25 protein-coding genes and 1 tRNA gene are annotated in these 25,904 nt (G+C 49.9%); 17 read left to right on the top strand and 9 right to left on the bottom strand.

What is annotated here, in order from left to right:
- Positions 1-27 precede the first annotated feature (27 nt).
- Together IE094_RS04085 and IE094_RS04080 are read left to right on the top strand one after the other, a co-directional pair.
- Complete coding sequence (locus IE094_RS04085; protein ID WP_189639258.1) at positions 28-1,524, top strand: phosphomannomutase/phosphoglucomutase; 1,497 nt, start codon at positions 28-30, stop codon at positions 1,522-1,524.
- A gap of 127 nt (positions 1,525-1,651) precedes the next feature.
- A complete protein-coding gene (locus IE094_RS04080; protein ID WP_189639257.1) occupies positions 1,652-2,425 on the top strand; it encodes an ion transporter in 774 nt (257 codons plus the stop codon).
- On the opposite strand, the gene IE094_RS04075 is transcribed toward IE094_RS04080, so the two are convergent.
- Positions 2,422-3,597: a BaiN/RdsA family NAD(P)/FAD-dependent oxidoreductase gene (locus tag IE094_RS04075; protein WP_189639256.1), complete on the bottom strand. Its 1,176-nt coding sequence runs from the start codon at positions 3,595-3,597 to the stop codon at positions 2,422-2,424. The two genes, IE094_RS04080 and IE094_RS04075, sit on opposite strands and share 4 nt — an antisense overlap.
- A 100-nt stretch (positions 3,598-3,697) precedes the next feature.
- Here IE094_RS04075 and IE094_RS04070 point away from each other — a divergent pair.
- Positions 3,698-3,772, top strand: a tRNA-Gln gene (locus IE094_RS04070).
- Positions 3,773-4,083: 311 nt separating this feature from the next.
- On the opposite strand, the gene IE094_RS04065 is transcribed toward IE094_RS04070, so the two are convergent.
- The 5 genes from IE094_RS04065 to IE094_RS04045 all read right to left on the bottom strand — a co-directional run bounded on the left by IE094_RS04065 (position 4,084) and on the right by IE094_RS04045 (position 8,889).
- Complete coding sequence (locus tag IE094_RS04065; protein WP_189639255.1) at positions 4,084-4,815, bottom strand: proteasome-type protease; 732 nt, start codon at positions 4,813-4,815, stop codon at positions 4,084-4,086.
- A gap of 31 nt (positions 4,816-4,846) precedes the next feature.
- Positions 4,847-5,644, bottom strand: a complete 798-nt coding sequence (locus tag IE094_RS04060; protein WP_189639254.1) for a transglutaminase family protein — start codon at positions 5,642-5,644, stop codon at positions 4,847-4,849.
- Positions 5,645-6,586 carry an alpha-E domain-containing protein gene (locus IE094_RS04055; RefSeq protein ID WP_189639253.1) on the bottom strand — a complete coding sequence of 314 codons (942 nt, stop codon included), beginning with the start codon at positions 6,584-6,586 and terminating at the stop codon, positions 5,645-5,647. It abuts the gene before it with no gap.
- Positions 6,587-8,011, bottom strand: coding sequence for a circularly permuted type 2 ATP-grasp protein (locus tag IE094_RS04050; RefSeq protein ID WP_189639252.1), 1,425 nt, complete (start codon positions 8,009-8,011; stop codon positions 6,587-6,589).
- A 230-nt stretch (positions 8,012-8,241) separates the two neighbouring features.
- The gene (locus IE094_RS04045; protein WP_189639251.1) at positions 8,242-8,889 is read right to left on the bottom strand and encodes a TetR/AcrR family transcriptional regulator; all 648 of its coding nucleotides are present in this window, start codon (positions 8,887-8,889) and stop codon (positions 8,242-8,244) included.
- Positions 8,890-8,950: 61 nt separating this feature from the next.
- Here IE094_RS04045 and IE094_RS04040 point away from each other — a divergent pair, with 61 nt between their 5' ends.
- From IE094_RS04040 to IE094_RS04025, 4 genes are read left to right on the top strand one after another with little or no spacing between them, the layout of a single operon-like run.
- The gene (locus IE094_RS04040; protein ID WP_189639250.1) at positions 8,951-10,267 is read left to right on the top strand and encodes a flavin-containing monooxygenase; all 1,317 of its coding nucleotides are present in this window, start codon (positions 8,951-8,953) and stop codon (positions 10,265-10,267) included.
- On the top strand, positions 10,264-11,160 hold the full coding sequence (locus tag IE094_RS04035; RefSeq protein WP_189639249.1) for a bile acid:sodium symporter family protein: 897 nt from the start codon (positions 10,264-10,266) through the stop codon (positions 11,158-11,160). Before IE094_RS04040 ends, IE094_RS04035 begins: the two co-directional genes overlap by 4 nt.
- Positions 11,157-12,086 carry an SDR family oxidoreductase gene (locus IE094_RS04030; RefSeq protein ID WP_189639248.1) on the top strand — a complete coding sequence of 310 codons (930 nt, stop codon included), beginning with the start codon at positions 11,157-11,159 and terminating at the stop codon, positions 12,084-12,086. Before IE094_RS04035 ends, IE094_RS04030 begins: the two co-directional genes overlap by 4 nt.
- Positions 12,083-12,853 carry an SDR family NAD(P)-dependent oxidoreductase gene (locus tag IE094_RS04025; protein WP_189639247.1) on the top strand — a complete coding sequence of 257 codons (771 nt, stop codon included), beginning with the start codon at positions 12,083-12,085 and terminating at the stop codon, positions 12,851-12,853. Before IE094_RS04030 ends, IE094_RS04025 begins: the two co-directional genes overlap by 4 nt.
- A gap of 63 nt (positions 12,854-12,916) precedes the next feature.
- Here the strand turns inward: IE094_RS04025 and xth are convergent, their stop codons facing one another.
- Positions 12,917-13,699: an exodeoxyribonuclease III gene (gene xth / locus IE094_RS04020; protein WP_189639246.1), complete on the bottom strand. Its 783-nt coding sequence runs from the start codon at positions 13,697-13,699 to the stop codon at positions 12,917-12,919.
- Between the two features lie 120 nt (positions 13,700-13,819).
- Here xth and IE094_RS04015 point away from each other — a divergent pair, with 120 nt between their 5' ends.
- Positions 13,820-14,734, top strand: a complete 915-nt coding sequence (locus IE094_RS04015; RefSeq protein WP_189639245.1) for a hypothetical protein — start codon at positions 13,820-13,822, stop codon at positions 14,732-14,734.
- Here IE094_RS04015 and IE094_RS04010 read toward each other — a convergent pair.
- Positions 14,699-15,031 carry a HesB/IscA family protein gene (locus IE094_RS04010; protein WP_189639244.1) on the bottom strand — a complete coding sequence of 111 codons (333 nt, stop codon included), beginning with the start codon at positions 15,029-15,031 and terminating at the stop codon, positions 14,699-14,701. The two genes, IE094_RS04015 and IE094_RS04010, sit on opposite strands and share 36 nt — an antisense overlap.
- Positions 15,032-15,111: 80 nt before the next feature.
- On the opposite strand from IE094_RS04010, the gene IE094_RS04005 reads away from it, so the two are divergent.
- The 9 genes from IE094_RS04005 to IE094_RS03965 all read left to right on the top strand — a co-directional run bounded on the left by IE094_RS04005 (position 15,112) and on the right by IE094_RS03965 (position 22,799).
- Entirely contained in the window at positions 15,112-16,236 is a 1,125-nt protein-coding gene (locus IE094_RS04005; RefSeq protein ID WP_189639243.1) for a deoxyguanosinetriphosphate triphosphohydrolase, read from the top strand.
- A gap of 109 nt (positions 16,237-16,345) precedes the next feature.
- Positions 16,346-18,088, top strand: a complete 1,743-nt coding sequence (gene argS / locus IE094_RS04000; RefSeq protein WP_189639242.1) for an arginine--tRNA ligase — start codon at positions 16,346-16,348, stop codon at positions 18,086-18,088.
- Positions 18,089-18,217: 129 nt separating this feature from the next.
- Positions 18,218-19,084 carry an SPOR domain-containing protein gene (locus IE094_RS03995; RefSeq protein WP_189639241.1) on the top strand — a complete coding sequence of 289 codons (867 nt, stop codon included), beginning with the start codon at positions 18,218-18,220 and terminating at the stop codon, positions 19,082-19,084.
- On the top strand, positions 19,081-20,079 hold the full coding sequence (gene nagZ, locus IE094_RS03990) for a beta-N-acetylhexosaminidase (RefSeq protein WP_229802020.1): 999 nt from the start codon (positions 19,081-19,083) through the stop codon (positions 20,077-20,079). Before IE094_RS03995 ends, nagZ begins: the two co-directional genes overlap by 4 nt.
- Positions 20,080-20,108: 29 nt before the next feature.
- Positions 20,109-20,891, top strand: a complete 783-nt coding sequence (locus IE094_RS03985; RefSeq protein ID WP_189639239.1) for a segregation and condensation protein A — start codon at positions 20,109-20,111, stop codon at positions 20,889-20,891.
- Positions 20,891-21,571, top strand: coding sequence for an SMC-Scp complex subunit ScpB (scpB, locus tag IE094_RS03980; RefSeq protein ID WP_189639238.1), 681 nt, complete (start codon positions 20,891-20,893; stop codon positions 21,569-21,571). The genes IE094_RS03985 and scpB overlap by 1 nt, the downstream gene beginning before the upstream one ends.
- Positions 21,572-21,591: 20 nt before the next feature.
- Positions 21,592-22,200: a DUF2726 domain-containing protein gene (locus IE094_RS03975; RefSeq protein ID WP_189639237.1), complete on the top strand. Its 609-nt coding sequence runs from the start codon at positions 21,592-21,594 to the stop codon at positions 22,198-22,200.
- Positions 22,197-22,403 (top strand): hypothetical protein, encoded by a 207-nt coding sequence (locus tag IE094_RS03970; protein WP_189639236.1) that lies wholly within the window; start codon positions 22,197-22,199, stop codon positions 22,401-22,403. Before IE094_RS03975 ends, IE094_RS03970 begins: the two co-directional genes overlap by 4 nt.
- A 3-nt stretch (positions 22,404-22,406) precedes the next feature.
- Positions 22,407-22,799, top strand: coding sequence for a VOC family protein (locus tag IE094_RS03965; RefSeq protein WP_189639235.1), 393 nt, complete (start codon positions 22,407-22,409; stop codon positions 22,797-22,799).
- A gap of 67 nt (positions 22,800-22,866) precedes the next feature.
- Here IE094_RS03965 and IE094_RS03960 read toward each other — a convergent pair whose 3' ends face one another.
- Positions 22,867-25,896: an efflux RND transporter permease subunit gene (locus IE094_RS03960; RefSeq protein ID WP_189639234.1), complete on the bottom strand. Its 3,030-nt coding sequence runs from the start codon at positions 25,894-25,896 to the stop codon at positions 22,867-22,869.
- Between the last annotated feature and the right edge of the window lie 8 nt (positions 25,897-25,904).

The following is a 25,904-nucleotide window of genomic DNA, read 5'->3' as shown; positions in this document are numbered from 1 at the left end:
TGATTGAAGAATATTGCGGAGCATATGATGACAAAACCAAACGCAGATGTGCAACAAAACACATGGGAATTTTTGCGCGACCCGATGATTACGCCAACTGGGTTTCGCGAATATGATGCGCGTTGGAAATATCCCGATGATATCAACCTGCCTGGCATTACCGCACTTGGCATGGGGTTGGGCACACAAATGCACAAGCGAGGCATTGAACCTGTGATTGCTGTGGGCAATGATTACCGTGATTATTCGCTGACCATTAAAAACGCACTGATGTTGGGTTTGATGCGTGCGGGTATCCATGTAAAAGACATCGGCCCTGCGTTATCGCCAATGGCATATTTTTCGCAATTCCATCTGGATGCCCCTGCGGTGGCAATGGTCACAGCCAGTCATAATCCAAATGGTTGGACAGGTGTGAAGATGGGGTTTGAACGCCCGCTCACCCACGGCCCCGATGAAATGAACGAATTGCGCGACATCGTGTTGAACGGTGAAACGGTTGCGCGTGATGGCGGCAAATATGAATTTGTTGATGGCGTGCAAGAGGCATATATTGACGATCTGTGTGGTGATTTCAAAATGTCGCGCCCATTAAAGGTGGTTTGTGCCACAGGCAACGGCACGGCCAGTGCATTTGCACCTGAAATCCTGCGTCGTATTGGGGTGGAGGTAGTGCCATCACACAACGCATTGGATTACACATTCCCCCATTACAATCCAAATCCCGAAGCCATGGAAATGTTGCACGACATGTCTGCATCTGTGAAATTATCGGGCGCTGATCTAGCACTTGGTTTTGATGGCGATGGCGATCGTTGTGGTGTGGTGGATGATGAGGGCGAAGAGATTTTCGCCGATAAGGTTGGCGTGATAATGGCGCGTGATCTGTCTAAGATTTATCCAAATTCCACATTCGTGGCGGATGTGAAATCAACGGGGCTATTTGCATCTGATCCTGAATTGCAAAAACATGGCGCCAAGGCGGATTATTGGAAAACCGGCCACAGCCATATGAAACGCCGCGTCAAAGAATTGGATGCGCTCGCGGGATTTGAAAAATCTGGGCATTACTTTTTGGCAGAACCTGTGGGGCGCGGATATGATTGTGGCATGCGTGTTGCAGTTGAAATGTGCAAACTGTTGGATCGCAACCCTGAAATGTCGATGTCTGATCTGCGCAAAGCATTGCCGGTAACATATGCCACACCAACCATGTCGCCCTATTGCGCCGATACCGAAAAATACGATGTGTTGGAACGTTTAGTGGAAAAACTGGTTGCCAAGTCAGAAGCTGGCGAAACCATCGCTGGGCGCAAAATCGCACAAGTTGTCACGGTGAATGGTGCGCGTGTCATCTTGGACAATGGCGCTTGGGGGCTGGTGCGTGCATCATCCAACACCCCCAATTTGGTTGTGGTCTGCGAAAGCCCTGAATCAGATGATGAAATGCGTGCAATTTTTGCTGATATTGATGCAGTCGTGCGCACCGAACCATCGGTTGGCGATTACGATCAAACGATTTAACGCCATCATTGGCGCGATTTCGCCGCGCTGATAAAATCCGCGTTATTGCGGCATCCTTTCCCATTGAATGGCGCGCGCGTTCGCGCCATATCACCATGGACGAATACCAAATATAGGCCGACCAACCATGCGCGCAACGATCGCGAATATTCTTGACCGTTCACTCACCAAAAATTTCATCCTTGGCGTCATTATATTTAATGCGGCATTGATGGGTCTGGAAACCGTGGATTCGGTTATGGCACGGTTTGCGGGATTGGTGCGTGTTCTTGATTTCGCCTGTCTGTCGATTTTCATCGCCGAGATCGGCGCAAAAATATATGCCCGTGGCTTGCGGTTTTTCCGCGACGGGTGGAACATTTTTGACTTTCTGATCGTTGCGATTGCGCTTGTTCCCGCGGGGCAGAGCCTGTCAGCACTACGCGCGTTGCGCGTGTTGCGCGTGTTTCGCGTGCTGTCCGCTGCCCCCCGTTTGCGCCGTGTGGTCGAGGGGTTCGTAACTGCCCTTCCCGGCATGGCGTCGGTGTTTTTGTTGATGGCGATTATTTTTTACATCAGCTCGGTGATTGCGACGAATTTGTTTGGCGATCAGTTCCCCGAATGGTTTGGCAATTTGCCCCGATCGGCCTATTCATTATTTCAGATTATGACACTTGAAAGCTGGTCGATGGGGATCGTACGACCCGTGATGGTGGTGTATCCGCTGGCTTGGATGTTTTTCATCCCGTTTATCTTGGCCACCACATTTGCGGTTGTGAACCTGTTGGTGGGTTTGATCGTGAATTCCATGCAAGATGCCCATCACGAAGAAGAAGGTGTTCTGACCGAAAATTATCGCGATGAAGTATTGGAACGTTTGGCGCAGATTGAACGCAAATTGGATGCACAAAACAAAGGTTAGGCAACCTGTCCCGCGGCCCAACCCGATGACCATGCCCATTGGAAATTATACCCGCCAAGCCAGCCTGTGACATCCACAACCTCGCCAATGAAATAAAGCCCGTCAACACCGCGTGCCTGCATGGTTTTGGCATCCAGATCGTCGGTGTTTACTCCGCCCAAAGTAACCTCTGCGGTGCGATAGCCTTCCGATCCGACGGGTTTAATTTGCCATTGATGAACAGCGCGCCCCAGATGCGCCAATCGTTCATCGGATTGATCCGCCAAGTTCCCTGTTACCCCAGCCTGTTGCGCGACATATGCCGCCAGCGTTTTGGGCAAATGTTTTGCCAGTGCGGTATGGGGTGCCACCCTTCCAGCGGTTGCCCGTGCATCACGAAGTTTTTCCACCACGTCATATGCGGGCAACAGATTCACCGATAATGCGTCCCCCTCATGCCAATACGATGATATTTGCAATATCGACGGGCCAGAAAGCCCCCGATGCGTGAATAAAAAACCCTCGTCAAATGTAGTATTGTTACATGTGACGGACGCAAATACCGACGTGCCTGCCATCGCTTTGATCGGTTCCAAATCTTGTTGGGCAAAGGTTAGCGGGACAAGCGCGGGGCGGGTTTCGACAATTCGAAGGCCGAATTGTTCGGCAATTTTATAGCCAAGCCCACTGGCCCCCATTTTCGGAATCGATTTACCGCCACAAGCGACAACCAGCGATTGCGATTCGACGCGCCCTTGGCTGGTTTCGACAATATAATTGTCATCCTTTTGCACAGAAACCACCGAGGTTTCCAATTCAAGATAGACACCTGCTGCCTTCATATCATCCAACAACATGTCGATAATATCCTGTGCGGAGTTATCGCAAAACAACTGTCCCAGTGTTTTTTCATGATATGGAATATGCGCGCTCGCAACACGATCAATAAAATCCCATTGCGTATAGCGTTTCAACGCTGACAGGGCAAATCGTTGATTTTGCGACAAAAAACGATCAGGTGCGATGTTCATATTCGTGAAATTACACCGCCCACCACCCGAAATTCGGATTTTTTCACCCGCCTTTTTCGCGTGATCCAACACTAAAACCGAACGCCCACGACGGCCTGCCTCGATTGCGCACATCATGCCAGCAGCACCCGCACCAATAATGATCACATCTACCTTTTTCATAGGAAATGCGTTACGCTGTATCGCAATGACAAACAAGCATCAGATTTCTGCGTTTTAGGGGTTGCAGGACTCCCCCGCTCGCAGTAAATACCAGCGCAGTTGGGTCGTAGCATAATGGTAATGCACCGCTTTTTGGTAGCGTAGAGTGTAGGTTCGAGTCCTACCGACCCAGCCAACTTCATCACATGTTATACCCATCAAGCCTCGCGGCTGGTTTGCAAGACAAATGCCCCAGTCTGGAATTGGAGTTAGGTTAGCCTAAACTTAAGGGTTATCTCGCAAAGATCGCAAGGAAGGGGCATAGGTTATGTCTCTCTATCCAAGAGGCATAGATCAGAAAAGATAATGGATAAGGTTATCTTTGCTGCGATCCTTTAGCAGCGTACATACGCCCAGAGGATGTACGTTTTTTTAAACCTGTGGGACGTGCTGCATTGTTGGTCGCAATTACACGATCAATGTTACCAAACGCGCGCGCGAACCCGTTCAAAGATTATAATGCGGCAGGCTTTGAAATGCTTCTTTTAAGGCTTCGCCCCAATTGGATGAAATGGTTTTATAAATTGGGTCTGCATCCGTAATCCGTTTAGGCGGCTCTGAAAGGAATGAATCATTGCGATAGATTTCAAGATCAAACGGCGGGCCCACCGACAGATTTGATTTCACGGTTGAATCAAATGATATCAACAGCAATTTCACCACTTCTTCAAAATTCATTTCGGGATCATACATGCGGACAAGTATGGGTTTACCATATTTGGTTTCGCCGATCTGAAAGAATGGCGTGTCATCGGTTATTTCGATAAAATTACCCTCGGGATAGACCATGAATACCGTTGGCGGGCTTCCTTTGATTTGACCTCCCACGATAACGGATGCGCGAAATTGATCGTTTGATGTTTGTCCAGATGGCGCGCTATCGGCGATAACCTCTCGCAAGGTGGCGCCGACCAATCGCGCCACTTGGAACATGGTTTTTTGGTGTAGAATACTTGGATCGCGCTCTTCGACTGCTTTGGAGCGTTCTTCAAGCAAGCTGATCATCGATTGCGTGGTGGCAAGGTTACCCGCAGTCATGATCGTGATTTTGCGTTCATTGGGCACAGCCCAGCTAAACATTTTACGTGTGACCGCAAAGCTGTCTACACCTGCGCTCGTGCGTGTATCGGACATGAAAATAAGTCCGCTGTTTGTTCGCATTGCAACGCAATATGTCATCTGATTCTATCCTGTGATCAATGTGGTTTGATTACTGCTGTACTTGCAAAGATACAATCATTGTCTCATCCGCATTTCCTAATCGCATGCCTGATATGGGTGCTGCGTCGCGCGCATCGCGCCCAATCGCAAGGCGTACATATTTTTCATCAGGTGACACCCCATTTGATACATCAAACCCAACCCAACCAATGCTTGGGATATGTGCCTCTGCCCATGCGTGGCTCGCATCTTGGTCAACCTGATCGTTAATTTTCAAATACCCGCTGACATATCGCGCAGGGATTCCCGCAGCCCGCGCCGCCGAAATAAAGATATGCGCGTGATCTTGGCACACCCCGTGCCCGATTTTCAGCGCATCTGCTGCGGTTGTTTCAATCCCCGTTTCACCAACCTTGTAGGGTGTTTTCTCCAAAACCGTGTTCGACAAATCGTGCAAGCCCATCAACACGTCACCACGTTTTTTGATGACTTCGCTCATATCCAATATCGTATCGTTTGCCTGTGTCAGCGATGTCATTTGCAAAAAATGCCACAAGGGTGCGCGACCATATATTTTTCCAAAGACGCCTGATTCATCACTTGTGATAACGTTGCCCGTTGCCGTGATTGTAAGGTTTTGCGCACCAATATCTGTGCTTATCAAATCGACACAATTGCCGTAATGGTCCACGTAACTGGCCTCTAACTTACCGCCATCAATGATCAATTTCCAATCGCTGACATCTTGTGATACAGAGTCGTACGGGCGCAGTCGGATTTTTTGCAATGCATAGTCGACTGGCTGATCATAAGCATATTGCGTGATATGATTTATATGCAGCTTCATCTATTTGTTGAACCTATAATCCTGTTCGATTTGATATCCCAATTTATCTATATCAGCGATGACTGAGTTAACAAATTCATGTAATCCATCCTCGAAAATCGTAGAAATATCGCGGCCATTAAACCGCGTACGAAGCTGTTCGGCCATACCCAAACATGGCTGATGAGTATCATATTCTTTCGCCAAGAATCCCAAACTGGCAACGATTTGCGTAGAGCAATGGGTTAACGAACGTGGCATTCGCCCATCAAGGATCAAAAATGTTGCGACTTCGGGTGCATTGTATTCGCCGTCCCCTGCCCAACGAAATGCACGATGCGCCGACACTGATCGCAACACGGTTTCCCACTGGACGTTGTCGATTGTGCTGTTCACAAAAGATGGCGAAGGAAGCAGGGAATAATATTTCACATCAATGATCCGCGCCGTGCAATTCATACGTTCGATATATGTGCCAAGCCGACAAAAATCGAAAATATCATTTCGCATCATCGTGCCATAAAGTGCACCGCGAACAAGTGCAGATTGCATACGGATAGAAGCAAGGACATCTGGTAAATCTGTTTCAGAAATCGGTTTTTTCAAGCGATCCGACAATAACATCCACGCGCCATTTATCGCGCTCCAGACTTCTGTGGTTATTGCGGTGCGCACCAAACGCGCATTGTCGCGCGCAGATTTCAAAACCGAATAAACAGAGCTGGGATTTGCCACATCACACAGCAAAAAGTTTATCACATTTGTGCTGTCATAACTTTGATATTTTTCATCGAACATTTCTTGAACGGCAGAGGTCGCGATGACTGACCTCCATTCGGCTTCTGTATCATTGGAACGGGTCAGCGCGATGCGAAACCCCGCCTCGATCAAGCGCGCTGTGTTTTCCGCGCGCTCCAGCGAGCGAAACATCCAGTATAACCCCCCAGCAGTTTTTCCCAGCATCTAGTCTTCCAATACCCAAGTGTCTTTGGTGCCACCGCCTTGGCTGGAATTCACAACCAAGCTCCCAGGCGTAAGTGCAACGCGCGTTAAACCACCCGGTGCAATTTGAACGCCGTTTGGCGACACAAGCGCAAATGGGCGTAAATCAACATGGCGTGGTGATAATCCTTTTTCAGTGAAAATCGGTACCGTCGAAAGTGAAAGCGTTGGTTGTGCGATATAATTTGATGGCCGAGCCTTTAGTTTATCTGCGAAATCCGCCAGTTCACGTTTGTTCGCCGCAGGGCCAACCAACATACCGTACCCACCTGATCCGTGCACCTCTTTCACCACCAAATCGGCAAGGTTATCCAAAACATATTGCAAGGATTGTGGTTCTGAACAGCGATGTGTTTCGACGTTTTTCAAAATCGCCCGCTCGCCCGTATAAAATTGAATGATTTCGGGCATATAACTGTAGATTGCTTTGTCATCTGCAACCCCCGTTCCCGGTGCATTTGCAATGGTTATATTGCCCGCACGATACACATCCATGATGCCCGGCACACCCAACATTGAATTTGGATTAAATGTCAGAGGGTCAAGAAATTCATCGTCCACACGACGATACAAGACATCGATATTTTTATAGCCACATGTCGTTCGCATCGCGATCCGCCCATCGACGACACGCAAATCATGCCCTTCGACCAATTCAACGCCCATTTGATCAGCGAGAAAGCTGTGCTCGTAATACGCAGAATTAAAGATACCAGGCGTCAACACCCCAACAGATGGTCGCCCGTTTGCACAAGCCGGCGCACATGCCGCCAATGATCGGCGCAGGTTTTTGGGGTAATCGCTTACTGATTGAACCCTAATTTTGCTAAACAATTCGGGGAACATTTGCAGCATCGTTTCGCGATTTTCCAACATATAGCTGACACCAGATGGGGTGCGCGCGTTGTCTTCCAATACAAAAAAGTCATCTTCGCCAGTACGCACAATATCCGTTCCTACGATGTGTGTGTAAACACCCCCTGGTGGCGTAAAATCCATCATTTCAGGCAAGAATGCATCGTTTTGCGCGATCAATTCTGTCGGGATAACACCAGCACGTAATATTTCTTGGCGATTATAAATGTCATGTAAAAATGCGTTTATCGCTCGAATACGTTGCTCAAGACCTTTGGTGAGTTTTGCCCATTCGCGGTTGGAAACAATACGCGGAACCAAATCAAAGGGGATCAGCCGCTCTTCCGCATCGGTATCACTGTAAACGTTGAATGTGATGCCGGCTTGGCGAAAAAATGCTTCGGCATCGTTTGCCTTTTTGGACAGTTGTTCATTTTGTTGCTGCGCGAGCCAGTTTTCGTATTGAAGGTAAGGTCGCCTTACACTTCCGTCACGTCCCATTTCGCTAAAGTGAAGATCATTTTTATTCATAAAATCAGCCTATGCGCTTTCGCAACAAAGACAACATTCTATGCTTAACAACAGCGATCAGGCGCCAATCTGCCTAACTATGCATCAGTATACACTTCAGTGTATAAAATTAAGGCACGGAATTCGGTCAACAACTGATGTCTTACTGCGATTTCACCCGACTCAGCGAATGTTGCTGCACTCATTATCGCGAGCTGTTGTGAAAATAGGCAATAATGTCATTCCTGATTTCATACCTGAAAGCCTGCTGTGCAAAACGCCACAAGATGATCGGCTTGGGTGCTTTCCAGTTCAAATCCCGCACCCAAGGCACCGAAGCGATCTTGTGCAGTCAGTAGTGCGAGCATGGCAGAAACAGAAAACACGAACCCTTCTGCAACCTGTTTTTTGGATTTTTCTGGCAAAAGTTTGGTAATTTCGTCCAGAAACATTTCTGCAATGGGGTCAAAGCACTGTTTTGAGATTTCACGCCAACGGTGATCTGCAGATACGAACGCGACAAGGCGAGCATAGTCGCGCCAATTAGGATCTGTGACGGCCAAATCGAAAAACGGACGGATAAAGGCAGTAAGTACCGACTCTAGTGTTTGGGTGCCATTGGAACACACCTGATTCAACGCATCAAGGCGATCAAGAGACAACGTTTCGGCACGGCGCGCAACGGTGCGATAAAACAGGGTTTTTTTACCGCCACCATGGTGATGGATTGTTCCCAGAGGTTCGCCAGCCTCGTCCGCGATGTCGCGGATCGTCGCCCCATCGTACCCACGTTGCGCAAAAATTTTTTCCGCAGCATCGAACACGCGTTTCTTGGTTGCCAACGCGCGCTTTGACGGGGCTCTTTTACGTATCTTTTCATTCTGTGGAGTCATGGACATGAAAAAATCTTGCCTTATATTGAACATTTGTTCAATATAATATTGTGCAGGGGAGAAAACGATGGGGAAACCACATAACAGATTTGCCTTAATCGGGGCGGGCCCGATGGGTTTGGCAACTGCGAAGCTGTTAAGCGAGCATGGTGTTGATTTTCAGGGGTTCGAATTGAACACGGGCGTGGGGGGGCTGTGGGATATCGACGGCCCACATTCAACCATGTATGAAACGGCACATTTGATTTCATCCAAAAAAATGACCGAATTTGCGGATTTTCCGATGCGTGACGACGTTGCCGAATATCCATCGCACCGCGAAATGAAACGATATTTTCAAGATTTCGCAAAGCATTTCGATCTGCTTAAACATTATAAATTCGGGGCCAAGGTAATATCTTGTGTTCCGCTGGGCGGTGATGGCGATGGCTGGAAAATCACATGGCGCGATGATGCGGGCGAACATGTGGATACGTTTGCGGGGTTACTGATCGCCAATGGCACACTGAGCACGCCAAACATACCCACATTCAAAGGCGATTTTGACGGCGAGTTGATCCATGCGTCACAGTATCGTCATGCGAGCCAATTTGACGGCAAGCGTGTGTTGATTGTCGGCGCGGGGAATTCAGGTTGTGATATTGCCGTCGATGCCATCCATCACGGAGCGTCCACTGATTTGTCGATGCGACGGGGGTATTACTTTGTGCCCAAATATATTTTTGGAAAACCCGCAGACACGGTAGGGGGAGCGCTGAAACTTCCCATGGCGATCAAGCGGATTGTCGATGGGGCAATTTTAAAATGGTTTGTAGGTGATCCGCAAAAATACGGATTTCCCAAGCCAGACTACAAACTATACGAAAGCCATCCTGTCGTGAATTCGCTGGTGCTTTATCATGCGGGCCATGGGGATATAAAAATACGCCCCGACATTGATCACCTTGCGGGTAAAACCGTTCATTTCAAGGACGGTACGCAGGAAGAATATGATATGATCCTGACTGCGACTGGTTACAAGCTGGACTATCCATTTATTGATAACACGCTTTTGAATTGGCAAGGAGATGCGCCGCATCTTTACCTGAATTGCATGCATCCCACCCGTGATGATTTGTTTGTGTTAGGCATGGTCGAAGCATCTGGCCTTGGCTGGCAAGGGCGCCATGAACAGGCGGAAATGGTTGTGCGCTATATTACGGGCTTACGAAATGGCGTAAACACAGCGCATGAATTGCAAGATACCAAAACGCAAAACTATTCACGTGCAACGGGGGCCATGGAATATATCGACCTGCCGCGCATGGCCTATTACGTGGATAAGACCACATATCGCAATGCCGTGACGCAATGGATTGGCAAGCTTGGAAGGAACCAATCATGATTGATGAGGCAGTTCTTGATTTTTCCGCGGGGTCGTTGACTCTTTTGAATGCTATCCTTGCGGTGGTGATGTTTTCCATTGCGATTGATCTTAGCCCCCGCGATTTTCAAGCATTGGCAAAGAGGCCCAAGGCGTTGATCGTCGGGCTAGTCTCGCAATTTGTTATGTTGCCTGCGCTGACGTTTTTGCTGGTGCTCATCATGCAACCAAGTGCATCTGTTGCACTAGGCTTGATCCTTGTCGCGGCGTGTCCGGGTGGGAATATTTCCAACTTTATCACGCATCGCGCGGGCGGAAATGCAGCATTATCGGTTTCGATGACTGCGTTTGCCACAGTTGGGGCGATTGTTTTGACCCCATTAAATATCGCATTTTGGGGAAGCCTCTATGAACCGTCTGCTGCGATTTTGCGCGCGACAGTTATTGATCCGATCAGCATGGCCATTACGGTCAGCACGATGTTGGTCCTGCCCCTTGTTCTGGGTGTATTGCTCAACGCCCGTCGCCCAGATTTAACCGCTAAGTTGCGCAAACCATTGCAATGGGTGTCCATGGCGATTTTTATCGGTTTCATCGTTATTGCGCTTGCCGCCAATTGGGCATTGTTTCTGGCATTCGCTGGTGGCATCGCGGGATTGGTTATCGCCCATAACGCGCTTGGCCTTGCTGGTGGATATGCGATTGCAACGCTGGCTGGTTTATCTGCGTTTGACCGCCGCGCCGTGACCATCGAAACAGGCATCCAGAATTCCGGTCTTGGGCTTGTGTTAATTTTCGGGTTCTTCAACGGGCTTGGTGGCATGGCGATTGTCGCTGCATTTTGGGGTGTGTGGCATGCAATATCTGGATTGACACTGGCCAGTATTATGTCGCGCTCAGAGGCAAAAAGATGACTTCCATTCTGGTCACGGGTGGCGCTGGCATGGTTGGCCTCGCACTGGCGGATGCATTACAATCCCATGACATCGTCATGACAGACCTTGTTCGTGGAAACATACCAAAACAAGTGAATTTTCAGCGGATGGATGTAACGGGCGGCGATCCCGACGCCGTTATCGCATCGCTGCGCCCTGATGTTGTGGTTCACCTTGCATCCATCGTGACCCCGCCACGCGGGATGAGCCGAAACCACGCTTATGCCGTTGATGTTACGGGTACGCGAAATATTCTGGATGCATGTGTCAAATACGGTGTAAAACGGCTGGTTGTTACCAGTTCGGGTGCCGCATACGGGTATCACCCCGATAACCCAATTCCACTAACCGAAGATGCACCGTGCAGAGGAAACCCAGAATTCCCATATGCCGATCATAAACGGCAGGTCGAAGAAATGCTAGCAATCGCACGACAACAACATCCGACATTGGAACAGGTTGTGTTGCGCATCGGAACCGTGTTGGGCGTGGGAACGGATAACCAGATCACCTCACTTTTCCAACGCAAACGCCTGCTTGCAATTCAAGCAAGCGATAGCCCGTTTGTGTTCATCTGGACCCGCGATTTGGCGAAAATTGTCCAACGCGCCGCAACCGATGGACCATCTGGTATTTACAATGTCGCGGGCGATGGTTGGATGTCCATTGATGATCTGGCCGCAGCGTTGGATAAACCCATTTTACGCCTGCCCGCTTGGGCACTAAAGGCGGCATTGGCCGTGGCGAAACCATTGGGCCTGTCTCAATATGGGCCAGAGCAGGTTCGATTTTTGCAATACCGCCCCGTTTTGGACAACAACAGATTAAAATCCGTATTTGGATATACACCAGAGTTAACCTCGGCAGAGGTTTTCGATCTCTGGCGTACAGAGGTGGATCGATGAAAACTGCGGTGATTTCAGGGGGCAACGGTGGATTGGGGCGCGCATTGTCGGCACAGCTTGAAACGCAGGGCTGGCATTGCGTTTTGATGGATGTGAACATAACGGGTCTAAAGGCATCGCAGACTTGCACACCAATTGCGGTTGATCTTACTGATCCAATTGCACTGGAAAGTGCGACATTGGAAATCATCGCTGCGCGCCCGTCGATTGATATGATTATCTACAATGCTGGCGTGTCACAGATCGCACCATTCGCAGATACAAATATCAAAAGCCATCGACGCGTTTTTGACATCAATTATTTCGCCGCAATCGAAATGGCGCAGGTTTTCCAGCGCCCGATCCGAAAATCAGGCGGTACACATTTAGCAATTTCATCGGTCGCTGGTTTTGCACCATTGCATTGCCGTACCGCCTATGCCGCATCGAAACATGCGTTGCAGGGTTTTTTCGCGTCCCTGCGCACCGAAGAAGCGCCATTCGGAGTGCAATGCGTGATCGCCGCTCCCAGTTTTATCGCAACCAATATCGGCAACGCCCAACGCCGCGATGATGGCATATTACGACCAGGTGCAGCAACAGATGGCATAGATTACATGACACCCGAAGCCGCCGCCAAAATAATCCTACGCGGCGTGACCAAATCAAAGGATTTCATACCAGTGGGTCGTGTCGCGTTGATCGCTTCTTGGTTGATGCGCATATCGCCAAAACTTTACCAGCGATCCATGCTCCGCAATCTTCGCGCGAAGGAATTGAAAAAATAACGGCAACTTGCCAAACCATCTGCATTCGACAAGAATGGTTTTATCAACAAATTTCCATTTCGCTTAAATATCCAATTCAACCCAGATCGGCACGTGATCTGATGGTTTTTCGCGCCCGCGCGTATCGCGATCAATTTGGCAATCCGTCATCAGGTCCGCACAATATGGCGACAGCAAAAAATGATCGATGCGGATGCCATTGTTTTTAGGCCATGCGCCTGCTTGATAATCCCAGAATGTGTAATTCATCGGAGCAGCGTCACGGGCGCGAAAGGCTTCGGTGAATCCAAGGTTGAGGATTTTGCGAAATGCGGCACGGCTTTCTGGTAGGAATAGCGCATCTTCGACCCACGGTTTGGTGTCCCAGCAATCCTCTGGCTGTGGGATGATATTGTAATCACCCGCCATCAAAAACGGTTCTTCTTGCGCCAGCAATTCTTGCGCACGCGTATATAATCGTTCCATCCACGCCAATTTATAATCATATTTTGGCCCGGGCACTGGATTGCCATTGGGCAAGTATAACCCACAAACACGCACGGCGTTCTTATCCCCGATCACGGTTGCCTCGATATAGCGCGCCTGTTCGTCCGTATCGTCACCCGGCAGGCCGCGTGTAATATCCTCGAGCGGAAATTTTGAAAGGATCGCAACACCGTTAAAGCTTTTCTGACCATGGGTTTCAACGCGATAGCCAAGGTTTTCAATTTCCTCGCGTGGGAAATTTTCATCTATGGATTTAATTTCCTGCAAAAGCGCCACATCGGGTGCGGATTCTTCAAGCCAGTGTAATAACGCGGGCAAGCGCGCCTTGATGCCATTGATGTTAAAGCTGGCGATTTTCATAAGCGGCCTCCGAACGGTTGTTACCTTGGTATATCCAAGCTGGCGATTTGTGCAAGTTGCACATCCGCGTTCACGTTCAATTAACCATGTTTGGGCAAATTACATGCACAGGAGGGTGGCATGGATAAATCGAGGGTGAAAATATTTGGCGAACGTAATACGGGCACGCGGGCGTTAAAACATATGTTACGCCGCGGGCGGTATGTGGCATTGTCCATGCCCAATGCGCCTGCGCCACCGTGCAATATGGCTTGGGTTGATCTGCAATCGAGCATTGATCAATATTATAGCTCTGAATGGCGGCGTTTGTATCATGATGCGCTGCGCGATAATGCCCGCCATCGGTTTGCACCACTTCATATGTGGAAACACGCCGCCCCCGAATGGCATTCTGATTATGTCGCACATGGTGTGCATGTGATATTTTTGGTGCGCAACCCATATTCATGGGCGCTGTCCATGGCGCGAAAGCCATATCATATGAAGGCACCGCGTGTGGGTAATTTTGAAAACTTTTTGGCGCGTCCTTGGTTGACCGAACGGCGGGACAATTGTGCGATTGTGCTGCGATCCGTGATGCATTTGTGGAACGAAAAACTGGCAGCCTATGGTGCGTTTGAACGGGATGCGCGGGATGCAGGATGTGCGGTGCAATTTTTAAATTTCGAAAATTTCATCGCGAACCCTGCGCAATCGGTGTGCGCTGTCTTGGATGGGTTTGGCATTGCAACGGATGGTGTGCAGAATGTGGAACATTCCACCAAAGACGACGCGCAATCATTAAGCGATCTGCAAGATTATTACGCCGACGAACGCTGGCGCAGCCGATTAACATCGGGAGCAGTCACATTGATCAATCAATTTGTTGATTGGGATGTGGCGGGCTCGATGGGGTATGCCCCTTTGGACCCTGTTGATTTCCCGTCAGAGCTGGAAAATTTCGAGCGGATACAATTCGCCTATGACATGATGAACATGGATTTACGCGCAGAGGTGGATTTAGATCGAAAAGCTGGTGCCACAGCCACAGGATGATGTGGCATTGGGGTTTTCGATTACAAACCGCGCGCCGATCAATTCTTGGGTGAAATCAATCACGGCATTTTCCAAGAATGGCAATGATACCTTGTCGATCAGAACCTTTTGCCCGTCTTGTTCCAAAACCAAATCATCCGCATCCACGGATTCTTCCAATTTGATGTCATATTGGAAGCCAGAACACCCCCCACCTTCGACCGCGATACGCAATGCGCGCGCGCTGCCTTCTGCATTGATTTCGGCCAATCGTTCAAAGGCACGATTGGTGACTTTGGGTGGTAAGGATAACTGCATCTTTCAGCTTCTTTCAAACTGCGTTAACAACGTCAATATAGGCGGGGCGCGTCCCCTTCACAAGCAAAAGGCGATCACAAATGCGCAAGCCATACAGATGCAAACCATCACAAAGCCGTGGTCGGCTGGTTGATGAAGGGTCCAGTGCGCACCGTTCCCCGTTTCAGCGCGATCGCGATCGCATCATCCATTCCACCGCATTTCGCCGCCTGAAACACAAAACCCAAGTTTTCGTCGCCCATGAAGGCGATCATTTTCGCACCCGTTTGACCCACACGATAGAGGTGGCGCAAGTGGCGCGCACCATGGCCAAGGCGCTTGGGCTAAACGTTGAATTATCCGAGGCTGTCGCATTGGCGCATGATTTGGGGCACACCCCGTTTGGGCATGTGGGCGAGGATGCGCTATCGGCGAAAATGGCACCATATGGTGGGTTTGATCACAATGCGCAGGCGTTAAAAATCGTCACATCGCTTGAACATAACTACGCCGAATTTGATGGGTTAAATTTAACGTGGGAGGCATTGGAGGGCATAGCCAAACACAACGGCCCTGTTGTGGGTGATCTGCCCTATGCGCTGGCTGCGTATAATGCCCGCCATGATTTGGAATTACAAACCCACGCCAGCGCAGAGGCACAGATTGCAGCACTTTCTGACGATATTGCCTATAACAACCACGATCTGGATGATGGGCTGCGTGCGGGATTGTTTGAAATTGCGGATATCCATCATTTGCCGATTGTGGGCGATTGTTTTGATGCGGTGGATCACAAATACCCCAATATCGATCAGAACCGCCGCCACCACGAGGCATTGCGCCGTGTCTTTGGCATTATGGTCGAGGATGTATTGCGCGAATCCGGCGCATGTCTCGATGCGCTTGGTGCGTCATCATCTGCGGAAATTCGCGCGGCGGGTGCGCCCGTTATTCAGTTTTCAAAATCGCTTTGGTCGGATTTACAGATCATTCGCAAGTTCCTGTTTGAAAATATGTATCGCTCAAGCCGCGTGAATGTGATGCGCGAAACATCCGTTGTGGTGGTGAACGGATTGTTCGATGCATTTATGAATGATGCGGCACTGATGCCCATCGAATGGGCAAAGGGGGGTGATGAAACAACCCATGCCCGCCAAGTTGCCGATTACATCGCAGGCATGACCGATGGTTATGCACAGCGCCGATTTGATGAAATCACCCCGTGATACGTTTGCAAATTGCAACACTTGTCAGATTATGCGATAGGGGCGCAAACGCGTTGAACCGCGCCAAATCCATGATAAAACCGCACCGACAGAACCCATAGGAAATGTGATGAATCTTTTTGCCGATATTAAAGCCCTTGTTCTGGACAGTTTGGCACAAATGCAGGCCGCAGGCACATTGCCCGCCGATCTTGATTTTGCCAATGTCACGGTGGAACCACCGCGTGATGCGCTTCATGGTGATATGGCGACAAATGCGGCGATGGTTCTGGCGAAAATCGCCAAGAAAAACCCACGTGAAATTGCCGATGCATTGGCCGAAATTTTACGCAGCGATGATCGCGTGCAATCGGCAGATGTGGCGGGGCCAGGATTTTTGAACCTACGTCTTGAAAATGCGGTTTGGGCATCTGTGATCCCTGTGGCATTGGCGGCGGGTGCGGATTTTGGACGTTCCAAAATGGGTGCGAATAAACGTGTGAATGTGGAATATGTTTCCGCCAATCCAACGGGCCCATTACATGTGGGGCACACACGCGGTGCGGTGTTTGGTGATGCGCTTGCCAGTTTGCTTGATTTTGCGGGTTACGATGTGACGCGCGAATATTACATCAATGATGGTGGTGCTCAGGTCGATGTTTTGGCGCGTTCGGTTTATCTGCGCTATCTTGAGGCAAACGGCCAAGAGGTGAGCTTTGCCGATGGCACATACCCCGGCGATTACCTGATCGCCGTTGGCGAAGCAGTGAAAGAAAAATACGGCGATACATTGGTGGGCCAGCCTGAATCAGAATGGCTCGCTGAATTGCGCCTGTTTTCCACGGATGCAATGATGGATATGATCCGCGAAGATCTGGCGCAACTGGGCGTGAAGATGGATCATTTCTATTCCGAAAAATCGCTTTATGGCACAGGTCGGATCGAGGCCGCGATCAAGGCGTTGGATGACAAAGGTTTGATTTACGAGGGCACGCTTGACCCACCCAAAGGCAAATTGCCAGAGGATTGGGAAGCACGCGAACAAACCCTGTTTAAATCCACAGAACACGGTGATGACGTTGATCGCCCCGTCAAAAAATCCGACGGAAGCTGGACATATTTTGCACCTGACATTGCCTATCACTATGACAAGGTTGAACGTGGCTTTGATCTGTTGATCGATGTGTTTGGCGCGGATCACGGCGGATATGTTAAACGGATGAAAGCGGCGGTATCGGCATTGTCGGGTGGCAGAGTTCCGCTTGATATCAAGCTAACCCAATTGGTGAAGCTGTTTAAAAATGGCGAGCCGTTCAAAATGTCAAAACGGGCGGGCACGTTTATAACCTTGCGCGATTTAGTCGATCAGGTTGGTCCTGATGTGACGCGTTTTGTGATGCTGACACGTAAAAACGATGCGCCACTTGATTTTGATTTTGACAAGGTGATGGAACAATCCAAAGATAATCCGGTGTTTTATGTTCAATACGCCCATGCGCGGATCAGTTCCGTTTACGGCAAGGCACGTGATGCGGGCATTGATCTGGACAGCGCGATCAAGAGAGCGGATATTTCCACACTAACCCACACATCCGAATTGGCAGTGATGAAAAAGGTTGGCGAATGGCCGCGCCTGTTGGAATTGGCGGCAAAACATAACGAACCACACCGTGTTGCGTTTTATTTATATGAGCTGGCATCCGATTTTCATTCGCTTTGGAATGCGGGCAAAGATGTGCATGGATTGCGTTTTTTGCAGGACGATAACGCCGATGCAACCGCATCCAAGCTGGCATTGATTAGCAGCGTAAAGGTCACACTTGCCGCTGGATTGCAAATTTTAGGGGTGACACCGATTGACGAAATGCGGTGATCGGCGCTAACAATTAAGAATAAATAGACGCGCTTGTGCAAAATTAGCGCGTTACAGGCAGATTAATAAAGGTCGCTAAACGGCCAAAAACAATAGCTAAAGAGGCGCAAAAGCGCCCTGGGGTATGATATGAGCAGGATTTTACAAACCGCTGCGGCGGTCGCGTCCCTTGGTACAGTATGCGCTGTGGTTTATTGGGGTGTAACGTTAAGCCAACTTGACCCAAACACAGTTCCCGTCATTCGAAAGGCCGCAGGCCCCGCACGTATCGCACCCGAAGACCCAGGTGGGCTGAAGGCCGATCACCAAGGTTTGGCTGTGAACGCCGTGCAAGCACAAGGAAGCGTTGAAATTCCAACCGAACGCGTTGTTCTGGCACCGCGCACGGGTGTTTTGCTGGACGAAGATTTATCAGGTGCGATGTTGGTCGCAGCGCGCGCAACAAATGACGCCCCGATTAGCGCGGCATTTGAAACCGGTGCACAAACCATCAGCGTGCCACATGCCCAAGCAAGTGTTGATGAAACCCAAAATGATCTGGAAATTCCAGAGGTCAGCGCAACACCAACACCCACAGCGATTGAACCAGTCAATGAATTAGCCAAGGTCGTTGAACCATTGCCCGCCGATTTGATCCGCCCAAAATCACGCCCGCGTGGTTTGGTGCAATTGGCATCGCTGGAAAAGGGTATCACACCAAAACCAGTGACCACAAAAATCGGCGAACCATTGGATAGCGTTCCACTGGGCAGCAAATTGGTGCAATTGGGCGCATTTGATTCCATCAAAGGGGCGCGTTCGATTTGGGCGAAAACCCTGACCAAACATTCCGATTTGTTAGGCAGCAAAGATTACATCATCCAAAAAGCCGATTCAGGCGGACGCGTATTTTACCGTTTGCGCGTTGCTGGGTTCGCTGGCGCGGATGATGCGCGTGCCTTATGTACCGCGCTGAAATCACGCAAAACACCTTGTATCGCGGTCACCGCACGGTGAGCAGTCAAAACGCGGTCATTTTCGGATGCGAAGGTTTGCGCCTGAGCGGTGCAGAAAAATCATTCTTTGGTGATGCGAAACCTTGGGGTTTTATCCTGTTTGCACGCAATCTCGATACGCCCAATCAAATTCGCACGCTTTGCGCAGATTTGCGCGAATGTGTTGGGCGCGATGCACCGATTTTGATCGACCAAGAAGGCGGGCGCGTGCAACGGCTGCGTGCACCACAATGGCGCGAATGGTTGCCACCGCTGGATCAAATGGCGGCGATTGCCAACCCCGCCGATCAACGTCGCGCAATGGCGTTGCGTTATCGCATGATTGCACATGAATTGCGCGATCTTGGCATTGATGTGAACTGTGCCCCGATGTTGGATGTGCCCACACCCGATGCGCATGACATTATCATGAACCGTTGTTATGGTGATAACCCCGATACCGTGGCCGAAATGGGCCGCGCCGTATCAGAAGGGTTGCTCGCGGGTGGCGTATTGCCAATTATCAAACATATCCCCGGACATGGGCGTGCGAATTTGGACAGCCACCACGATTTACCCCATGTGGATGCCAGTGCGGACGATCTGCGCAATATTGATTTCAAACCGTTTCGCCACCTGTCCGATCTGCCAATGGCGATGACGGCGCATATTGTTTACACGGCAATGGATGCGCAAAATTGCGCGACCCTGTCGCCCATTATGATTGATGCCATTCGCAACGACATGGGGTTTGATGGTTTGTTGATGAGCGATGATTTATCGATGAAGGCGTTATCAGGCACATTTGCGCAGCGCACAGCAGGCGCAATAAACGCAGGCTGTGATGTGATTTTGCACTGCAATGGGCAACATGGTGAGATGGATCAAATCATGACAGAGGTCCCCGCATTAAGCGGTAAACCACTGGCACGTGCGAATGCAGCATTGGCCATGCGCCACGCACCCGAACCATTTGATTTGGCAATGGCAGAAGAAAGCTTCTCTGCCTTGTTGTAGGTCAGAAATTCGCGCACTATACCGCCAACATGGAATCACAAACGCATATCGATGGCGCCACACAGGCGCGACTTGCCGCCGAAAGCTTGGTTGTGGATGTTGATGGCTACGAAGGGCCGCTCGACATTCTGTTGACCCTTGCACGCACGCAAAAGGTGGACATGCGCAAGATTTCTGTGCTGGAACTCTCCGTTCAATATCTGAAATTCGTGGAAGAGGCGAAAAAACTGCGCCTTGAACTGGCTGCGGATTATTTGGTGATGGCGGCGTGGCTGGCGTTTTTGAAATCACGCCTGTTGTTGCCCCCTGATCCCAGCGATGACGGCCCATCTGGCGAAGAGCTTGCCGCGCATCTGGCGTTTCAACTGGAACGGCTGGAGGCCATGCGCAGATCGGCCGCCAAATTGATGGCACGCGATCAATTGAACCGCGATTTTTTCGCACGGGGCCTGCCCGAAGATGTGACGCGCAAACGCAATGTGGTTTACAAGGCGACCGTGCTTGATCTGATGCAAGCCTATGCCCAAATCCGTACCAAGGATGAATTCACCCCATTACACATGGAAGAACGCAAAAGCGTGTTCACCATGGAACAGGCGCTGGAGCGAATGAAATCATTGATCGGCCATGCGATGGAATGGGGCACGTTGCAACAATTCCTGCCAGATGGTTGGCAAAACGATCCCAAATTGCGCCGATCCGCCACGGCATCGACATTCGCTGCCATGTTGGAATTGGTCAAAGAGGGCAAATTGGATTTGCGCCAAAACGAGGTGTTCGCACCCATCGAAGTGAAAAAGAAAGACGGTTAATGTCCCAAGATAAACCATTAAACCAAAGCCTGTTCGAAGCCCCACCAATGGGCGAACAGGAACGCATGATCGAAGCGATACTGTTCGCGACCGCCGAACCCCAATCCAAAAAACAGATCGAGGATCGTCTGCCCCATGGCTGTGATGTGTCCGAAGCATTGGTGCATCTGCGCAAACGCTACGAAGGGCGCGGCGTGCATTTGGTTAAGGTTGGCGATGGCTGGGCGTTTCGCACGGCGGGCGATTTGGGTTTCTTGATGCAAAAAGAAAGCACCGAAACGCGGAAATTATCACGTGCTGCCATCGAAACATTGGCGATCATTGCCTATCACCAACCTGTCACACGGTCCGAAATCGAAGAAATTCGCGGCGTTTCCGTATCGCGCGGCACGATTGATTTATTGCTGGAATTGGAATGGATCAAATTGGGACGCCGGCGCATGACGCCCGGTCGCCCCGTGACATTTATCGTGACCCAAGAATTCTTGGATCATTTCGGTCTGGAATCCCCTCGTGATTTACCCGGTGTGAAAGAATTGCGCGACGCAGGGCTATTGGACAACCGCCCACCACCTGGTGCCGTACCTGGTGTGTTAAAATCCGACGATGATGGCAGCGCTGGCGAAGAGCCCGATGATTTTGATGCGGATGACGACGATCAGGATGATATGTTTGGGTAGAAGCAAAGCGGAGACATAGAATGTTTGATCCTGCGGAAATATTGACGGCCATCTGGGATGCTGTTCCGAATGAATTAATCTATCTCTTGATCGCAATCTTCGCAGGATTGGCGTTTCTTAAACTCTTACTTCTCAGACGCAGCGCAGCGCGATCAAAGTTTGATTTTCGAAATCTTCAGGATCAGCACAAGGCGATTGAAACCTATCCTTTAACTGTCAAGACTTTGATAAATAAAGAATGTTTTGATCACGTTTTTGCCCATGTCGAAAACAAATTACAAGCTGGTGCAAAATATAGATTGTTTGCAGAGGTTTCTGTTGGGGCTTTTTTAACGACGAAAAATCCGAAACATTTAAAAGATGTTTACGGAGCATATGGTAGTAAACGCGTGGATATGTTGATTGTAGATTCGCATCAGATGCCAGTTGTAGTGATCGAATATCATGGCACTGGGCACTTTCAAGGCAACTCACGGGAACGCGACGCGGTGAAACGCGCAGCATTTGCCAATGCTGGGCTGCCTTTGTTGGAGGTTTATCCAAATACCGGAAATCAAGAGCTGTCTAACATGATTGATCAAGTGTTGCGTGACCATGAAGATCATGAAACCACGGCAATGGCATCATGAACCGTTTCATTCAAAATATCATTCGCGTGTTAATCATGAAGGGCATGATGCAAGGGGTGCGGCGTTTGATGAATTGGTGGGGTGATCGCCAAGCGCAGGGGCAAAATGTTGAACAAGCCAAGGCGATCAAGGATCAGACTCGTAAAAACACAAAAACCGCAAACCGATTGGTGCGTATGATCCGCCGCTTTGGGCGGTTTTAACCCATGAAACAATTCATTTCCGCCATCAGTGTTGTTGTGCCCGATTATGACGCTGGGATAGCGTTTTATGTGGATCAAATGGGCTTTGATCTGATCGAGGATACGGATTTGGGCGCGGGGAAACGCTGGGTTTTGGTTGCGCCCAAAGGTGCGGTTGAAACCCGTATTTTATTGGCCAAGGCCGTGGGCGATGCGCAGGTTGCCGCCATTGGCAATCAAACGGGTGGGCGGGTGTTTTTATTCCTCCACACCGATGATTTTGATCGCGATCACGCGGCGATGTCCGCCAAGGGTGTGGATTTTTTAGAAACGCCACGCGACGAGCCATACGGCAAGGTTGCGGTATTCCAAGACCCGTTTGGCAATAAATGGGATTTGTTGCAGTTGTACTCATGAACGGTGGTTAAACCGCTATCAGTAATCCCCCGGCCGTTTGCGGAGGGTTCCAATATGATACGGTGTGCTATGCGCGCGCTGCTTCGCGCATGAAAAACACATAGTAAAACACAGGTGCGGCGATCAGCGTTAAGATTGACGCAAAGGCCAAACCGCCCATGATTGTTACCGCCATTGATTGGAAGAACGCATCCCAGATCAACGGAATCATCCCCAAGATCGTCGTGGCCGCGGCCAGAATGACGGGGCGAAGACGTGATGTTGATGCCTCTACAATCGCATCTTGGAGCGCAAGATGGTTTTTTTCACGGCGCACGATGTCGATTTCCTCGACCAAAACAATGCCGTTTTTGATCAACATGCCTGATAATGACAACAATCCCAACAGTGCGGTAAAGGTAAACGGCAACCCTGTTCCCAGCAATGCCAAGCTCACGCCGTTGACCGACATTGGAACCAATAACCAAACGATAAGCGGTTGACGCAAGGCATTAAACAGCAAAACCGAGATCAACACCATGATGAGCGCACTGATCGGCAATTGCCCTGCCAAGCTAGCTTGGGCGTCGCGCGAACTCTCGTATTCACCGCCCCATTCCATTTTGTATCCATCTGGCAATGGCATCGTGTCAATTGTGTCTTGGACATCTGATTGCACTTGGGCGGCGGTTAGATGTTTGGAGACTTCGGCGCTCACAGTGATTGTGTAAACGCGATCGCGTCTGTGAACCAATGTGTTTTGGGATTCAAATTTCAACCCGTCGATAACCTGTTCGAAAGGTATCGTTGCATTGCTGCTGGATGAATAGATTAGATGATCGGTCAAGGCGACATCCGCATCAGGGTTCACACGCAATAGGATCGGGATTTGGCGTTCGCCTTCGCGATAGACGCCTGATTGTAATCCTTCGGTGGCGAACCGCAAGGTGGTGGTGATTTGATCGCGTGTAATACCCGCCTCTTGTGCGCGCTGAGTGGCATAAATCGGGCGCAGAACCTGTTCCATTTCACGCCAATCAACACGCGGTTTCAGCACGTTTGGCGATGCTTCGGTCAGACGCAAAATTGCAGCATCGGCCAAATCGCGCAACACGGTTGGATCCGCGCCGGAAAAACGCACCTGAATAGGCGCCCCACCCCCTGGACCAAAGGCCAGACGTTTTGCGCGGAATTCACCCTGTGGCACTGCGGTTTCGGCAAATGTTTCCATACGTTCAATCAACGGTGCAATCGCATCCACCGTTTCGGTGCGCACAATGATATGGCCATAGCTTGGGTTTGGATCTTCTGACTGATAGGTCAACATGAAACGCGCAGCGCCTTCGCCAGCGTAACTTGTTGCGGCGACAACGTCGTCTTGTTGCGAAAGCCATTCTTCGACAATAAGAAGATCACGAGAGGTTTCGTGAATCGAGGCACCTTGTTCCAATTTGTAATGAACAAAGAAGAGCGGTGTATTACTGTCTGGGAAGAATTGTTGTTTGATTTGTCCAAACAGGCCAAAACAGACAATGGTAACAGCCAATAGTGCCGGAATAACCGCCCACCACATGCGCAGACACAATCGCAACACACGCCCATAGATTTGGAACATCAACCCGCCATAAGCATCGTGGTCATCGTCCGTGCCCTGTTTGAAAAAGTAATGCCCCAACAACGGTGTGGCGGTCAGAGCAAGTATCCAAGACAACAAAAGCGAAATCGAAATCACGGCAAATAGCGAAAAGAGGAATTCGCCAGTGGTGTCAGGGCTTAGCCCGATCCCAGCAAAGGCCATAATGCCAATGACGGTTGCCCCCAACAGCGGGATTTGGGTTTTTTGCGCAGCATCATCCGCAGCATCATGGGCATTTTGCCCCCGTTTCATCCCGATTTGCATACCTTCGGCGACAACAATCGCATTATCCACCAACATGCCCATCGCAATAATCAATGCGCCCAGGGAAATACGTTCCATTTCGATGGAAAAGATTGCCATAAACAACAACGTGCCCATAACCGTAAGTAGTAGCGTTGCCCCCACGACAATCGCCGCATGCCAGCCCATGAACAGCGCCAAAATAATTACAACAATGCCCACTGACATAGCCAAGTTAATCAAAAACGCGTTGGAGGCTTCTTCGACAACGCTATGTTGTTGATAAACGGGGTGAAGTTCGACACCCAATGGGATTTCGGAATCTAATTCTGCCAATTTTGCGTCTGCGCGTTTACCAACATCCACGATATTTTCGGTCGCAATTCCCGCGATACCAATTGTAAATGCTTCGACACCATTGTGGCGAATGATCAGGCTTGGGTTTTGCTCGCGCCCACGAAAAACATTGGAAAAATCAGAAAAGTTTAAAACATTGCCTGCGACGCCAACCGAAAGACCTGCGATTTCGGAAACGCTATCATTGCCACTTGGTCCTTGGATCAAGGTGCGTCCTTCGACAGATTCAATTGCACCCCCGTCAACAACATTGTCCGCACCGCTCAGTGCCGATTGCAATGCCGTAGGTGGCACGCCGAGATTGGAGCTGATCGTTAGATCAGGTTCGACATAGATCACCTCGTTTGGAACCCCTGTGGTCACAACATCCGCGACACCATCAACGGTCAACAATTCGCGTCGCAAAAACGTTGCCAAATCATAGATTTCCGCGTCGCTGAATCCCGGTGCCGTCACCGCGTAGTACATACCATACACATCGCCAAAACCATCATTTACCACTGGTTGCGATGCACCACTGGGCAGGCTCGATGCGTTGACTTTGTTTCGCAACTTTGTCCAAATTTCGGGCAATTGTTCGCCGTCATACGTATCCTTCATATCCACCGTAATCCAAGACAGACCTGGCTGATTCATGGATTTGATATCCTTCACTTCGGACATCTTTTGGATTTCGGATTCCAATGGTTCGGATATTTCACGCGCAACCTGTTCCGCATCGGCACCAGGGTATTGCGTGATAACAATAGCGGTTTTAATGGTGAACGCGGGGTCTTCCAGCCGTCCAAGATTAAAGAACCCCCAAATCCCCCCTAACAAGCAGATCAGCATGACCAGCCATGTCTGTAGAGGACGTTCAATTGATGCGCGTGCAATATTCATGATTCAGC

It is taken from the genome of Paramylibacter ulvae (assembly GCF_014652655.1).
GTDB lineage: Bacteria > Pseudomonadota > Alphaproteobacteria > Rhodobacterales > Rhodobacteraceae > Amylibacter > Amylibacter ulvae.
The sequence above is the reverse complement of the archived record's forward strand: the minus strand, read 5'-3'. Positions and strand labels throughout refer to the sequence as shown.

Bases quoted from the DNA above. Each gene is read 5' to 3' on its own strand.
- IE094_RS04085 (WP_189639258.1), top strand. From the start codon at position 28: ATGACAAAACCAAACGCAGATGTGCAACAAAACACATGGGAATTTTTG.
- IE094_RS04080 (WP_189639257.1), top strand. From the start codon at position 1,652: ATGCGCGCAACGATCGCGAATATTCTTGACCGTTCACTCACCAAAAAT.
- IE094_RS04075 (WP_189639256.1), bottom strand. From the start codon at position 3,597: ATGAAAAAGGTAGATGTGATCATTATTGGTGCGGGTGCTGCTGGCATG.
- IE094_RS04065 (WP_189639255.1), bottom strand. From the start codon at position 4,815: ATGACATATTGCGTTGCAATGCGAACAAACAGCGGACTTATTTTCATG.
- IE094_RS04060 (WP_189639254.1), bottom strand. From the start codon at position 5,644: ATGAAGCTGCATATAAATCATATCACGCAATATGCTTATGATCAGCCA.
- IE094_RS04055 (WP_189639253.1), bottom strand. From the start codon at position 6,586: ATGCTGGGAAAAACTGCTGGGGGGTTATACTGGATGTTTCGCTCGCTG.
- IE094_RS04050 (WP_189639252.1), bottom strand. From the start codon at position 8,011: ATGAATAAAAATGATCTTCACTTTAGCGAAATGGGACGTGACGGAAGT.
- IE094_RS04045 (WP_189639251.1), bottom strand. From the start codon at position 8,889: ATGTCCATGACTCCACAGAATGAAAAGATACGTAAAAGAGCCCCGTCA.
- IE094_RS04040 (WP_189639250.1), top strand. From the start codon at position 8,951: ATGGGGAAACCACATAACAGATTTGCCTTAATCGGGGCGGGCCCGATG.
- IE094_RS04035 (WP_189639249.1), top strand. From the start codon at position 10,264: ATGATTGATGAGGCAGTTCTTGATTTTTCCGCGGGGTCGTTGACTCTT.
- IE094_RS04030 (WP_189639248.1), top strand. From the start codon at position 11,157: ATGACTTCCATTCTGGTCACGGGTGGCGCTGGCATGGTTGGCCTCGCA.
- IE094_RS04025 (WP_189639247.1), top strand. From the start codon at position 12,083: ATGAAAACTGCGGTGATTTCAGGGGGCAACGGTGGATTGGGGCGCGCA.
- xth (WP_189639246.1), bottom strand. From the start codon at position 13,699: ATGAAAATCGCCAGCTTTAACATCAATGGCATCAAGGCGCGCTTGCCC.
- IE094_RS04015 (WP_189639245.1), top strand. From the start codon at position 13,820: ATGGATAAATCGAGGGTGAAAATATTTGGCGAACGTAATACGGGCACG.
- IE094_RS04010 (WP_189639244.1), bottom strand. From the start codon at position 15,031: ATGCAGTTATCCTTACCACCCAAAGTCACCAATCGTGCCTTTGAACGA.
- IE094_RS04005 (WP_189639243.1), top strand. From the start codon at position 15,112: ATGCGCAAGCCATACAGATGCAAACCATCACAAAGCCGTGGTCGGCTG.
- argS (WP_189639242.1), top strand. From the start codon at position 16,346: ATGAATCTTTTTGCCGATATTAAAGCCCTTGTTCTGGACAGTTTGGCA.
- IE094_RS03995 (WP_189639241.1), top strand. From the start codon at position 18,218: ATGAGCAGGATTTTACAAACCGCTGCGGCGGTCGCGTCCCTTGGTACA.
- IE094_RS03985 (WP_189639239.1), top strand. From the start codon at position 20,109: ATGGAATCACAAACGCATATCGATGGCGCCACACAGGCGCGACTTGCC.
- scpB (WP_189639238.1), top strand. From the start codon at position 20,891: ATGTCCCAAGATAAACCATTAAACCAAAGCCTGTTCGAAGCCCCACCA.
- IE094_RS03975 (WP_189639237.1), top strand. From the start codon at position 21,592: ATGTTTGATCCTGCGGAAATATTGACGGCCATCTGGGATGCTGTTCCG.
- IE094_RS03970 (WP_189639236.1), top strand. From the start codon at position 22,197: ATGAACCGTTTCATTCAAAATATCATTCGCGTGTTAATCATGAAGGGC.
- IE094_RS03965 (WP_189639235.1), top strand. From the start codon at position 22,407: ATGAAACAATTCATTTCCGCCATCAGTGTTGTTGTGCCCGATTATGAC.
- IE094_RS03960 (WP_189639234.1), bottom strand. From the start codon at position 25,896: ATGAATATTGCACGCGCATCAATTGAACGTCCTCTACAGACATGGCTG.